At 63.8% G+C, this 13,887-nt stretch carries 10 protein-coding genes; all 10 read left to right on the plus strand.

Annotated elements, in window-relative coordinates:
- The first annotated feature begins 49 nt into the window (after positions 1-49).
- The 10 genes from glgA to CQ041_RS07080 all read left to right on the plus strand — a co-directional run bounded on the left by glgA (position 50) and on the right by CQ041_RS07080 (position 13,766).
- Positions 50-1,606, plus strand: a complete 1,557-nt coding sequence (gene glgA / locus CQ041_RS07035; RefSeq protein WP_105521734.1) for a glycogen synthase GlgA — start codon at positions 50-52, stop codon at positions 1,604-1,606.
- A gap of 19 nt (positions 1,607-1,625) precedes the next feature.
- A complete protein-coding gene (treZ, locus tag CQ041_RS07040; protein WP_105521735.1) occupies positions 1,626-3,371 on the plus strand; it encodes a malto-oligosyltrehalose trehalohydrolase in 1,746 nt (581 codons plus the stop codon).
- Entirely contained in the window at positions 3,368-5,452 is a 2,085-nt protein-coding gene (gene malQ, locus CQ041_RS07045) for a 4-alpha-glucanotransferase (protein WP_105521736.1), read from the plus strand. Before treZ ends, malQ begins: the two co-directional genes overlap by 4 nt.
- A complete protein-coding gene (locus CQ041_RS07050) occupies positions 5,449-8,187 on the plus strand; it encodes a malto-oligosyltrehalose synthase (protein WP_105521737.1) in 2,739 nt (912 codons plus the stop codon). The genes malQ and CQ041_RS07050 overlap by 4 nt, the downstream gene beginning before the upstream one ends.
- A gap of 24 nt (positions 8,188-8,211) precedes the next feature.
- Positions 8,212-8,469, plus strand: coding sequence for a DUF2934 domain-containing protein (locus CQ041_RS07055; protein WP_105521738.1), 258 nt, complete (start codon positions 8,212-8,214; stop codon positions 8,467-8,469).
- A gap of 130 nt (positions 8,470-8,599) precedes the next feature.
- The gene (glgX, locus tag CQ041_RS07060; RefSeq protein WP_105521739.1) at positions 8,600-10,759 is read left to right on the plus strand and encodes a glycogen debranching protein GlgX; all 2,160 of its coding nucleotides are present in this window, start codon (positions 8,600-8,602) and stop codon (positions 10,757-10,759) included.
- 1 nt (position 10,760) lies between these two features.
- The gene (locus CQ041_RS07065; RefSeq protein ID WP_105521740.1) at positions 10,761-11,759 is read left to right on the plus strand and encodes an acyl-CoA dehydrogenase; all 999 of its coding nucleotides are present in this window, start codon (positions 10,761-10,763) and stop codon (positions 11,757-11,759) included.
- Positions 11,756-12,514, plus strand: a complete 759-nt coding sequence (locus CQ041_RS07070) for a PIG-L deacetylase family protein (protein WP_105521741.1) — start codon at positions 11,756-11,758, stop codon at positions 12,512-12,514. The genes CQ041_RS07065 and CQ041_RS07070 overlap by 4 nt, the downstream gene beginning before the upstream one ends.
- Positions 12,511-13,110, plus strand: a complete 600-nt coding sequence (locus CQ041_RS07075; RefSeq protein ID WP_105521742.1) for an SAM-dependent methyltransferase — start codon at positions 12,511-12,513, stop codon at positions 13,108-13,110. The genes CQ041_RS07070 and CQ041_RS07075 overlap by 4 nt, the downstream gene beginning before the upstream one ends.
- Positions 13,107-13,766 (plus strand): glycosyltransferase family 2 protein, encoded by a 660-nt coding sequence (locus tag CQ041_RS07080; RefSeq protein ID WP_105521743.1) that lies wholly within the window; start codon positions 13,107-13,109, stop codon positions 13,764-13,766. The genes CQ041_RS07075 and CQ041_RS07080 overlap by 4 nt, the downstream gene beginning before the upstream one ends.
- Positions 13,767-13,887 lie beyond the last annotated feature (121 nt).

Here is a 13,887-nt window from a genome sequence, read left to right on the forward strand (position 1 = left end):
GGAGCTGGTGGCAGCGGGCCATCAGCCTACCAATATGTGGGAGAGAATTATGATCAGTGCCGCAGTAGATACTCAGGGAGAGCGCTTCAGTCAGCCGGTAGGGGGTCCGACCTCGTTGGCCGACCTGCCGAACACTGTGCGGCCGATCGTGAGTCAGAACCCAAATCGCAAAAAAGTGCTGTTTGTCACATCGGAATTTGCCGATCTGGTCAAAACCGGCGGCCTTGGCGACGTTTCCGCTGCCCTGCCCCGCGCCATGGCGCACTTGCACGATGTGCGGGTATTGATCCCCGGGTACCCGCAGGTCATGGAAAGCGACAACCCGATCCACATCATTGGTGAGCTGGGTGGCCACGCGGCGCTGCCGCCGTGCAAGATCGGACGCATGGACCTCAAGGACGGCCTGGTCATCTATGTACTGATCTGCCCCGAGCTCTACGAGCGTGAAGGTACCCCCTACGGCGCCAACAATGGCCGCGACTGGCCGGATAACCATATCCGTTTCGCCCGGCTGGGTTTGGCGGCCGCCGACATCGCTGCGAACCTGGCGCAGATTCACTGGTGCCCGGACCTGGTGCACGCCCACGACTGGCCCGCCGGCCTGGCGCCGGCCTATATGCACTGGCGTGGGTCACGCACCCCGACGCTGTTCACCATTCATAACCTGGCCTATCAAGGCGTGGTCAGCCTGGCCTCCACGCCGGAGCTGGGAATCCCGCCCCACGCCCTGCAACAGGAGGGCATGGAGTTCTACGGCAAAATGTCGTTCCTCAAGGCCGGTATGGCGTATTCGAGCCACATCACCACGGTGAGCGCCACCTACGCCCAGGAAATCACCACCCCCGAATTCGGCTGCGGCCTGGATGGCTTCCTTGCCAGCAAGACCCAGCAGGGTCTGCTCAGCGGTATTCCGAACGGCATCGATGAAAGCTGGGAAACCTCCACCGATACGCACCTGCAACACAACTTCAATATTGGCGACTGGGACGGCAAGGCGATCAACGCCGGGCACGTGCGTGAACTGTTCGGCCTGGATGCGTCCAAGGGCCCGCTGTTCGCCGTAGTCTCGCGCCTGGTCTACCAGAAAGGCCTGGACCTCACTGAAGCGGTGGCCAGCTTTATTGTCGAGAACGGCGGCCAGATCGCGATCATCGGCCGTGGCGAGCCGGAAGAAGAGCAGGCCATGCGCGAGTTGGCCCTGCGCTTCCCGGGTCAGGTGGGTGTACGGATCGGCTTCAACGAAACCGACGCGCGCCGCATGTTCGCCGGCAGCGATTTCCTGCTGATGCCATCGCGCTACGAGCCGTGCGGCCTCAGCCAGATGTATGCCCAGCGCTTCGGCTCGTTGCCCGTTGCCCGGAATACGGGTGGCCTGGCGGACACCATCGAGAACGGCGTCACTGGCTTCCTGTTCAATGAATCCACCGTCGAGAGTTACGAAGAAGCCCTGAGCCGCGCCTTCAAGGTGTTCGCCTTTCCCGCCCTGCTCAACGCCATGCGTTGCCGCGCCATGACCCAGCCCTTCAACTGGTGTCAGGCGGTGGAACCCTACGCCGAACTGTACGAACAACTTGTGGCCAAGGCCCTGGGGAAATCCGCTAAATAATCAAGGGAGGTTTTTGTAGATGCCGTCACGGACTCTGGAAACCTGGCCCCACGGCGCAATTATGCTGGACGCGCAACACACGCGTTTTGCCCTGTGGGCGCCAGACGCGTATTACGTCAGCGTTGAATTGGAACACCGCAAGCCCGTAGCCATGCTGCCCCAGGCAGACGGCTGGTTCGAAACTGAAATAGCGTGCCCGGCGGGCACGCTCTACCGCTTCAATATCGACGGGGAACGGGATGTCCCCGATCCGGCGTCCCGGGCCCAGGCCTCGGACGTGCATGGCTGGAGCCTGGTAGTCGACCCGCTCGCCTATCAATGGCGACACAGCCATTGGCAAGGCCGCCCGTGGCACGAGGCGGTGATCTACGAACTGCATGTCGGCGCCATGGGCGGTTATGCCGGCGTCGAGAAACACCTGCCACGCCTGGCTGAGCTCGGCATCACCGCCATCGAATTCATGCCCTTGGCGCAATTTCCCGGTGAACGCAACTGGGGCTACGACGGGGTCTTGCCCTACGCACCCCACTCCTCCTACGGCACGCCTGAACAGCTCAAGCACCTGATCGACAGCGCTCACGAGCATGGCCTGGCGGTGATCCTCGACGTGGTCTACAACCACTTCGGCCCGGACGGCAACTACCTCGGCCAGTACGCCCAGGGTTTCTTCCGTGAAGACGTGCACACCCCGTGGGGTGCTGGCATTGACTTCGATCGCCGTGAAGTGCGGGATTTCTTCCTCGACAACGCACTGATGTGGCTGCTGGAGTACCGCTTTGACGGCCTGCGCATGGACGCCGTGCACGCCATCGACAACCCGGGGTTCCTCAAGGAGCTGGCGCAACGCGTGCGCGAACAAGTGAACACGGGACGCCACGTCTGGCTGGTGCTGGAGAATGAATTCAACCAGGCCAACCTGCTGGAACAGGATTTCGATGCCCAGTGGAATGACGACGGCCACAACGCGTTGCATGTATTGCTCACCGGTGAATCCGACGCGTACTACAGCGACTTCGCCAAAGACACCACCGCCAAATTGGCACGCTGCCTGAGTGAAGGCTTCATCTATCAGGGCGATATCACCCGACATGGCCATACCCGCGGCGAGCCCAGCGGCCACCTGCCGCCGAGCGCCTTTGTGCTGTTTTTGCAGAACCACGACCAGATCGGCAACCGTGCGCTGGGCGAGCGCCTGCATCAGCTGTGTTCGCCTCAGGCACTGGAGGCCGCGACCACGTTGTTGCTGATGTCACCGATGATCCCGTTGATGTTCATGGGCGATGAAGTCAATGCCAGCGAGCCGTTCCTGTTCTTCACCGACCACCACGGCGAGCTGGCTGAGGCGGTGCGTGAAGGTCGGCGCAGTGAGTTCGCCGACTTCGCCGCGTTCCAGGACCCCGAGCGCCGCGAACGCATCCCGGACCCCAACGCGCCAGCGACCTTCGAACACTCGAGCCCTGCGTTTACCGATCATCCGCATAGCCGGCTGTATCGCCAATTGCTCAGCCTGCGCCACCGCCATCTGGTGCCGCACTTGCCCGGCAGTCTCGCGCTGGGCGCCCAGGTGCTGGCCGACGGTGCGGTGTCCGCGCGCTGGCGCCTGGGCGATGGCAGCCTGCTGCAGATCGACCTGAACCTGGGTGCTACCGCCCTCGATCTTCCCGCCAGCGCCCACGTCCTGTTCCAAACGCCTGCCGAACAAGGTGCGCAACTGCCGCCTTTCAGCGCACGCGTCACCCTATCCCCTGTTGGAGAGCAACCTTGAGTGAAGCGAACCTGGAAATCCTCGCCAGCCGCGCGGGCCTGGCCGTTGACTGGATCGACGCCAACGGCCGCCCGCAACGTGTAGCCCCCGACGCCCTGCGCGCCGTGCTCAAGGGCCTGGGCCACCCGGCCGACACTGATGAACAGATCAACATCAGCCTGCAGGAACTGGAACAGGCCCAACAAGACAAGCACCTGCCACAGCTGATGACCATCGACAGTGGCGACGGCCTGGACCTGGCCCGCTACTTCGAAGCCGACACCCTGTGCCGGGTCAGCCTTGAAGACGGCGAAACCCTGGAACTGCGCCTCGACGGCGATGCCGTGCTGCCCGGAGTGATTGCCCTGGGTTATCACCAGGTGCACATCGGCGACCAGACGTTCACCCTCGCCGTCGCCCCCACCCATTGCTACAGCGTCGCCGAAGCGGTCGGCAGCCAGCCCGCCCGCGCCTGGGGCCTCAGTGCCCAGCTCTATGCCCTGCGCCGCCTCGGCGATGGCGGCTTCGGCGATACCTTGGCACTGGAACACCTGGCGCGCTCGGCCGCCGAACGCGGTGCCGATGCGCTGGCGATCAGCCCGATGCATGCGATGTTCAGTGCCGACACCGGTCGCTACAGCCCGTATTCGCCGTCCAGCCGGCTCTTTCTCAATAGCCTGTATGCCTCGCCGAGCTGCATCCTTGGCGAGCGCGAAGTGCGCAACGCCATCGAGGACCTGGGGCTCCAGGACGAGCTTCGCGATCTGGAACAAGTGGGCCTGATCGACTGGCCCGCTGCCGCCAAGGCCAAGCAACGCCTGCTTCGCGCGCTTTACGAAGACTTTCGCCGAGGCCAGCACCCGCAATACGCCGACTTCCTGAGCTTCCGCCAGGCCGGCGGTGAGGCCCTGGAAAACCACTGTCGCTTCGAAGCGGTGCAGGCCGAACGCGCCTTGGCCGGTGAAGACCTCGACTGGCGCCACTGGCCGCAAGAATGGCGTAGCCCGCAAAGCCCGGCACTGGTGCACTTTGCCGAAACCCACGCTGACGAGATCGGCTACTACGCCTTCGGCCAGTGGCTGATTGCTCGCTGCCTCGAACGTGCGCAACAAGCCGCGCGTGGCAGTGGCATGGGCGTCGGCTTGATCGCCGACCTGGCGGTGGGCGCCGACGGCGGTGGCAGCCAGGCCTGGAGCCGTCAGGATGAGCTGCTCGCCGACCTTACCGTGGGCGCGCCGCCGGATATTCTCAACCGTGCCGGCCAGGGTTGGGGGATTTCCGCGTTCTCGCCGGAAGGCCTCAAGCGCAATGGCTTTCGCGCCTTTATTGAAATGCTGCGGGCCAATTTTGCCCACGCCGGCGGCCTGCGTATCGACCACGTCATGGGCCTGCAACGCCTATGGGTAATCCCCATGGACGCCTCGCCCAAACAAGGCGCCTACCTGTATTACCCAGTGGATGACCTGCTGCGCTTGCTCGCGCTCGAATCCCACCGCCACCAGGCCATCGTGCTTGGCGAAGACCTCGGTACCGTGCCTGACGGCCTGCGCGAAAAACTCAGCGGCCGCTCGATCCTGGGCATGCGCGTGTTGCTGTTCGAGCAAGGTCACGACGGTCACTTCAAACCGATCCTCGACTGGCCGGACAACGCCCTCGCCACCACCAGCACCCACGACTTGCCGACGCTCAACGGTTGGTGGCACAGCCGCGATATCGACTGGAATATCCAGCTGGGCCTGATCGATGCACCCACCGTGGAGCAATGGAGCGAACACCGCCTGCGCGAACGCCAGGCACTGCGCCAGGCGTTGAGCCAGGACCCACAGAACTTTGTCGACGAAATCCGCAACGAGACCGACCATATGATCGACGCCAGTGTGCGTTACCTGGGCCACACCCGTGCACCGCTGGTGTTGTTGCCGCTGGAAGACGCCCTCGGCGTCGAGGAGCAGGCCAACCTGCCCGGTACCATCGACACCCACCCCAACTGGCGCCGTCGTTTGACGGGGGAAGCCTCTGCGCTGCTCGACAACGACAACGCTGCCCGCCGCCTTGAACTCCTGGCGGTGGCGCGCAATCAGGCCTTTGAGCGTGACCGATGATCGCCCTGCCGCTGCGCGCCACCCAACGCCTGCAATTTCACAAGGGCTTCACCCTGGATGACGCGGTGCCGCTGGTGCCGTATTTTGCCAGGCTGGGAATCAGTCATCTGTACGCCTCGCCATTGCTCAGCGCCCGCGCGGGTTCCATGCACGGTTACGACGTGGTCGACCCGACTCGCGTCAACCCCGAGCTAGGCGGTGAAGCCGCACTGCAGCGGCTGGTCGCGGCGCTGCGTGAGCACGACATGGGGCTGATCCTCGACATCGTCTCCAACCACATGGCCGTGGGCGGCGCCGATAACCCTTGGTGGCTGGACTTGCTGGAATGGGGCCGCTTGAGTCCCTACAGCGAATTTTTCGATATCCAGTGGCACTCCCCAGACCCGCTGCTCAAAGGCCAACTGCTGATGCCGTTCCTGGGCAGCGACTACGGCGAAGCCTTGCAGAGCGGCACGCTGACCCTGCAATTCGATGCCGAACACGGCGCGTTCTACGTCGAGCATTACGAACATCGCTTTCCCATCTGCCCACGGGACTACGCCCTGATCCTGGGCCACGATGCGCAGCTCGAACCGTTGTCCGAGCGCTTCAACGCCCTCGCCCATCAAGACGACGCCTATCACGAGGCTGCCTGGCTCAAACAGGCCCTGGCGGAACGCGCCACCGAACCGACGGTTCGGCGCGCCATCGAGGAGCAACTGGCCGCATTCGATTTCGACCGCCTGCACCACCTGTTGGAGCAGCAGACCTATCGCCTCGCCAGTTGGCGCACCGCGGCAGACGATATCAATTGGCGGCGCTTCTTCGACGTCAATGAGCTCGGCGGCCTGCGGGTCGAACGCAGCGCAGTGTTCGAAGCCACCCACGGCAAGATCTTCGACCTGATCAGTCAGGGCCTGGTGGATGGCCTGCGCATCGACCATATCGACGGCCTGGCCGACCCGCGCGGGTATTGCCGCAAACTGCGGCGCCGCGTGGACGCGCTTGCGCCTGGTCGGCATTTGCCGATCTTTGTCGAAAAGATCCTCGGAGAAGGTGAAACCCTGCGCGAAGACTGGCAGGTAGACGGCACCACCGGCTATGAATTCATGAACCAGCTGTCGTTGCTGCAACATCACCCGGACGGTTTTGAACCGCTGGCTTCCCTGTGGGCACGCCACAGCGAGCGCCCGTCAGCCTTTATCGAAGAAGCCCGGTTGGCGCGCCAGCAGATTCTGAACGGTTCCCTCGGCGGCGATTTTGAAAGTGTCGCCCAGGCCCTGCTGCAGGTGGCGCGCGACGATGTGATGACCCGCGACCTGACCTTGGGCGCGATCCGCCGCGCGTTGCAGGAGCTGATCGTGCATTTCCCGGTGTACCGCACCTACATCAGCGCCCGTGGCCGCAGCGCCGCCGACGACACCGTGTTCCAGCAGGCCATGGATGGCGCGCGCAGTACCTTGGGCGAAGGCGACTGGCCGGTGCTGGAGCACCTGGAAAAATGGCTAGGCGGCCAGCCCTGGCGCAATCGGCCGGTGGGCCGCGAGCGCAAGATCCTCAAGCACGCCTGCGTGCGCTTCCAGCAACTGACCTCGCCCGCCGCCGCCAAGGCAGTCGAAGACACGGCGTTCTATCGTTCGGCGGTGCTGCTGTCGCGCAACGATGTCGGCTTCAGTACCGAGCAATTCAGCGCGCCGCTGGTGGACTTCCACGCCGTCAATCAGCAGCGCCTGCAGGCTTTCCCGGACAACCTGCTGGCCACTGCCACCCATGACCACAAACGGGGCGAAGACACCCGCGCACGCCTGGCCGTGCTCAGTGAGTGCGCACCTTGGTACGCCGAGCAGGTGGAGCACTGGCGCACGCTGGCGCAACCGTTGCGCGACGACGACACTGCGCCGTCGGCGGGTGATGAGCTGATCCTGTATCAGGCGTTGCTGGGCAGCTGGCCGCTGGACGCCAAGCCAGACCTGGAAGCCTACCAACAGCGCGTGTGGCAATGGCAACAAAAAGCGCTGCGTGAAGCCAAATTGCAGAGCAGTTGGAGTGCACCCAACGAGGCCTATGAACACAGCGTGGAGAAGTTCCTGTCGCGCCTGCTATTGAGTGCTGAAGGCTTGCCGCTGCGCACGTCCATCGCCGCTGCCGCGCAGGCCATTGCTCCGGCCGGCGCCCTCAATGGGCTGGCGCAATCCTTGCTTCGCATCACCGTGCCGGGCGTGCCAGACCTGTACCAGGGCGATGAGTTCTGGGACTTCAGCCTGGTGGACCCGGACAACCGGCGCCCGGTGGACTACGCCGCGCGTCAACGCGCATTGGCCAACCAGGAGGATATGGGTGAGTTGTTGTTCAACTGGCGAGATGGCCGTATCAAGCAGGCCCTGATTGCCCAGGCGCTCGGGTTGCGCAAGGCCTACCCGGCGTTGTTGCGCCAGGGCAGTTATGTGCCCCTTGAAGTGGTCGGCAAGCATGCCGAACGGGTGGTGGCGTTCATGCGTGAACATCAGGGCAAGCGGCTGATAGTGGTGGTGCCGCGCTGGCCCCACCTGTTGCTGGAAAAGAGTGTAAAACCGCGCATCAGTGCTCAGGTTTGGGGCGATACGCGGGTGAAATTACCGTTCGCCGTGCCAACATTAAACTGGAAGGGACTTTTTCAAACAGGCGCAGTCACACCAGACAAGGAGCTGTTGATCAGCGCTGCCCTGGGGGATTTCCCGGTCAATGTCTTTATCAATCCTGATGATCAAGAAAGCTGAAAATTTTCTGTGAGGAGCATTGTGATGAGTACTGAAGACAAACGTATCCGCGAATTGGCGCATCAGATCTGGGAATCGGAAGGCAAACCCCATGGCCAGGACGCGCGTCACTGGGACATGGCACGCAAATTGGCCGAGGCCGAAGCGCTGACGCCCTCAAAGGCCAAGCCCAAGCCAGCCGCCAAACCAAAGGCCGCTGCCAAGCCAAAGCCTGCGCCAGCACCCGCGGCCAAGCCACCGGCCGAGAAAAAACCCAAGGCACCGCGCAAGCCCGCCAGCTGAACCTCGGACCTCTGTGGGCGGGGGGTTGCCCCCCCCACAGAGGTATTGCACCCCCAATCACTGTTCTGCCTGACGCCCAGTCAGCACGGCCGCGTTCGCCTAGAAAAAATACCCTTGCAGGAGCAACACCATGAGCAAACCCCATAAGACCCCTTCTACGCCGGGCAGCGAGCCGTCGCGGATTCGTGAAGGTTTGCCCTTCCCCCTCGGCGCCACCTGGGATGGTCTGGGCGTCAATTTCGCGCTGTTCTCGGCCAACGCCACCAAAGTCGAGCTGTGCCTGTTCGACGACACCGGCGAAGTCGAGCTGGAACGCATCGAACTGCCTGAATACACCGACGAAACCTTCCACGGCTACCTGCCTGACGCCCACCCCGGGCTGATCTATGGCTACCGTGTATACGGCGCCTACGACCCGGCCAACGGCCACCGGTTCAACCACAACAAACTGCTGATCGACCCCTACGCCAAACAGTTGGTGGGCGAGCTCAAATGGTCCGAAGCGCTGTTCGGCTACACCATCGGCCATCCGGACGACGACCTCAGTTTCGACGAACGCGACAGTGCGCCCTTCGTGCCCAAGTGCAAGGTGATCGACCCCGCCCACACCTGGGGCAACGACCAGCCGGTGCGCGTGCCGTGGGACCGCACCATCATCTATGAGACCCATTTGCGCGGCATCAGCATGCGCCACCCTTCGGTGGGTGAATCGGTGCGCGGCACCTGCGCCGGGCTGATGGAAGACGATGTGCTCAAACACATTCGCCAATTGGGTATTTCCTCGGTTGAGCTGCTGCCGGTACACGCCTTCGTCAACGACCAGCACCTGCTGGAAAAGGGCATGACCAACTACTGGGGCTACAACAGCATTGCGTTTTTTGCCCCCGATCCACGTTACCTGGCCAGCGGCAAGATCGCCGAGTTCAAGGAGATGGTTGCGCACCTGCACGAGCAGAAGCTCGAAGTGATCCTCGACGTGGTCTACAACCATACCGCCGAGGGCAACGAGCGCGGTCCGACCCTGTCGATGCGCGGCATCGACAATGCCTCGTACTACCGCCTGATGCCGGATGACAAGCGCTTCTACATCAACGATTCCGGCACCGGCAACACCCTCGACCTCAGCCACCCCTGCGTGCTGCAGATGGTCACCGACTCGCTGCGCTACTGGGCCAACGAGATGCACGTCGACGGCTTCCGCTTCGACCTTGCCACCATCCTCGGGCGTTATCGCGACGGCTTCGACGAGCGTCACAGCTTCCTCGTCGCGTGTCGCCAGGACCCGGTATTGCGCCAGCTCAAACTTATTGCCGAGCCTTGGGATTGCGGCCCTGGCGGTTACCAGGTAGGCAACTTCCCGCCAGGCTGGGTGGAATGGAACGATCGCTTCCGCGACACCGTGCGCGCGTTCTGGAAAGGCGACGACGGCCAGTTGGCCGACTTCGCCGCGCGCATGACGGCGTCGGGAGAAATGTTCAACCACCGTGGTCGCCGGCCTTACAGCTCGGTGAACTTCATCACCGCCCACGATGGCTTTACCCTGCACGACCTGGTGTCCTACAACGACAAGCACAACGAAGCCAACGATGAAAACAACCAGGACGGCAGCAACAACAACCTGTCCTGGAACCACGGCGTCGAAGGGCCTACCGACGACCCGGAAATCAACGCGCTGCGCTTGCGCCAGATGCGCAACTTCTTCGCCACCCTGCTGTTGGCCCAGGGCACGCCGATGATCGTTGCGGGGGATGAGTTCGCCCGCACCCAACACGGCAACAACAACGCCTACTGCCAGGACAGTGAAATTGGCTGGGTCAACTGGGACCTGGATGACGACGGCAAGGCGCTGCTCAAGTTCGTCAAGCGCCTGATCAAGTTGCGCCTGACTTACCCGATCCTGCGTCGCGGCCGTTTCCTAGTCGGCGATTACAACGAAGACATCGGCGTCAAGGATGTCACCTGGCTGGCGCCGGATGGCAATGAAATGAGCATCGAGCAGTGGGAAGACAGTCACGGTCGCTGCCTCGGCATGCTGATGGATGGTCGCGCCCAGGAGACCGGGATACGCCGGCCGGGTGCTGACGCCACGTTGCTGCTGGTGGTCAACGCCCACCATGACCTGGTCAACTTCCGTTTGCCGGAGGTGCCGGAAGGTCAGTCGTGGACCTGCATGCTGGACACCAATGACCCGGCCATTCGCGGTCAGGAACGTTTCGAGTTCGATCACGAATACGCGGTGACCGGGCGTTCTTTGCTGTTGTTCGAGCTTCAGCGCGACGACGAGGTGTGACATGGCACTGCATGGATTCCTTCAAGGCTACCGGGGGTATGCGGACACGCACGCCCTCGGCGAAGCCCTGAAGGCGCTTCAGGAAGAAGGCCTGGACCAACTGCCGCTGCCCGGCGGCGGCCAGACACTCGAACGCTTCAGCCGCCTGGCCCAGGTGGCCGGGCATGACCTGCGTCTGTGCAAATTGTTCGAAGGGCATACCGATGCCCTTGCCATCATCGCGGAACTGCGCAGCCCGCTACCGCCTCTGGGCAGTACCTGGGGCATGTGGGCGGCGGAGCCGCCGTCGGCAAAGGTGCGCGTGCGCCGTGAGGGCCAGCGCCTGGTCGTCGAGGGCCGCAAGGCCTGGTGTTCGGGGGCGGCCGTGGTCAGTCACGGGCTCTTGACGGCCTGGGACGAGCTGGACCGCCAGCAACTCGTGGCGGTCCAGATGGATCAGCCGAGGGTTTGCGTGACGACCGAGGGCTGGAATGCGGTGGGCATGGCGGCCACCGGCAGTGTTGAGGTGGTATTCGACAATGTCGCCGGGGTGGCCGTGGGCGGTCCCGGCGATTACCTCACTCGGCCGGGGTTCTGGCACGGCGGCATCGGCATTGCCGCCTGCTGGTACGGTGGGGCGCAACGCCTGGCGGAGTTCCTGCGCGAGCAATGCCGTCAGCGGCCCGAGCCGCACGCCCTCGCCCACTTGGGCGCCGTCGACAGTGCCCTGAACAGTGCCGCCTGCGTGCTGCGTGCCAGTGCCGAACAGGTGGACCGCGCACCGCGTGCCGATGCCCGGCAATGGGCCCAGCAAGCGCGCGCCGCCATTGAAGACACTGTCGAGCAAGTGATCCATCACGTCGGCCGTGCCGTGGGCGCAGGCCCGTACTGCAAGGACGCGCATTTCGCCCAATTAATGGCCGACCTGCCGGTGTATCTGCGCCAGAGCCATGCCGAACGCGATTTGGCGGCACTCGGTGAAGGCGTCACAGAAGACTCCACAGGGAGGTGGCAGCTATGAGACCCAACCCCATCGTTGGCCAAGGCACGCCGCTGCATCGTTGGCAAAGTTCGGCGCACATCGCGCAGTTGCCGCACGTCAGCATTGAGGCGCTGGTACCCGAAGGCCATCGCGCGGTGGTCATTGCTCCGCACCCCGACGATGAAGTGCTGGGATGTGGCGGGTTGTTGCAAGGGTTGGCATCGCTGGGGCGGCCGATCCAGCTCATCTCCGTGACCGACGGCAGCGCCAGTCATCCGGGCTCCCGCCGTTGGCCGGTGGAGCGCCTGAGCGTGGTGCGCCCCCAGGAATCGGCGCAGGCCCTTCACCGGTTGGGCTTGCCGTTGCACAGCCTCAAATGGTTGCGCGCAGGCTTTGCCGACAGTCAGGTGGCTGCCCGTGAGACCGAGCTGATGCAGTTCATCCAGCGCCACCTCAAACCGACAGACGTGGTATTCACCACCTGGCGTGAAGATGGCCACTGCGATCACGAAGCTGTAGGCCGTGCCAGTGCCGGTGCCGCCTCGGCCGTCGGTGCAACCTTGTATGAACTGCCCGTGTGGACCTGGCACTGGGCGACCCCCGAGGACAGCCAGGTGCCCTGGCACCGCGCGCGCAAGATCCCGCTGAGTTGCGAAGCGGTGGCGCGCAAACGCCATGCCATCCACGCCTTTGCCAGCCAGTTGGAAGGCGACCCGCTGATCGGACTGCCGCCGGTATTGGCGCCCTACGTGGTCGAGCGCCTGCTACAGCCCTTTGAGGTGGTATTTGTATGAGCGTAACCACGCCGTATTTCGATCAACTGTTTGCCGATAACGATGATCCCTGGGCCTTCCGCCAGCGCTGGTACGAGCGGCGCAAGCGCGCACTGACCCTGGCGCTGCTGACGCGCCCGCGGTATGGCTCGATCTTCGAGCCTGGCTGTGCCAATGGCGAATTGAGCTTCGAGTTGGCCCCGCGATGTGACCGCCTGCTCAGTTGCGACACTGCTGAAGCAGCCGTGGGCCTGGCACGCAACCGCTTACTGGGTTTCCCGCACGCTCACGTTCAGCAGAGCCGCCTGCCCGGTCAATGGCCGGCAGGGCGTTTCGACCTGATCGTATTGAGTGAACTGGGTTACTACCTGGATGCGGATGATTTGGGCCGTCTGATCAAGCTCGCCCTCGCCTCACTGACCCCGGACGGCCAGTTGCTCGCCTGTCATTGGCGCCCGCCCATCGAAGGTTGCCCGCAAACCGCCGAACAGGTGCATGGCCTACTCCACGAGCGGCTGGACATGCCGGTGGTCGCCAGCCACCACGAACCTGACTTTCTGCTCGACCTGTGGGGCCGCGACGCGACTTCGGTAGCCAGCCTGGAGGGCTTGCGATGATTGGCGTGCTGATTCCGGTGCACAACGAGGAGCTGTTGCTCGGCGACTGCCTGCACGCCGCGTTGGTCGCCGCCAACCACCCGGGACTGCTGGGCGAGGACGTGCAGGTGCTGGTGTTGCTCGACAGTTGCAGCGACGCCAGCGCCCGGATTGCCGAGGGGTTCGCGGTGCACTGCGTGGAAGTGCAGGCGCGCAACGTCGGGCACGTACGCGGTGTGGGTGCGCGGCATTTGCTCAACCAGGGCGCGCGCTGGATCTCTTGCACGGATGCCGACAGCCGTGTCGCGCCCGACTGGCTGGTGGCGCAGCTCGCGCTGGGCGTCGACGCCGTGTGCGGCACGGTCACGGTGGACGCCTGGAGCGAAGGCTTCGACCCGGAGGCGCAGATCCGCTACCAGCAGGCTTATCAGGCGTGCGACGGGCATCGCCATATTCACGGCGCCAACCTGGGCATCAGTGCCGGCGCCTATGTTCGGGCTGGCGGGTTCGAGCCCCTGGCCTGCCACGAAGATGTGCAATTGGTGCGCGACCTGGAGCGCTGCGGTGCGTCCATCGCCTGGAGCCATTCACCGCAAGTCATCACCAGTGCGCGCCTGGACGCCCGCGCTCGGGGTGGTTTCGGCGACTATTTGAAGGGGCTGGTACACGCCACCTGAAAAATCGAAAGATCACGACAGAAAGGCCGCCGATCCTTGTCTATGCTGAGGACGCCCTGGCATTCCATGGTTGGAAGCCAGGCCATAGCACGCCCCCGCATTGATCGACACGGATGTGACC

It is taken from the genome of Pseudomonas sp. MYb60 (assembly GCF_002979555.1).
Taxonomy (GTDB): domain Bacteria; phylum Pseudomonadota; class Gammaproteobacteria; order Pseudomonadales; family Pseudomonadaceae; genus Aquipseudomonas.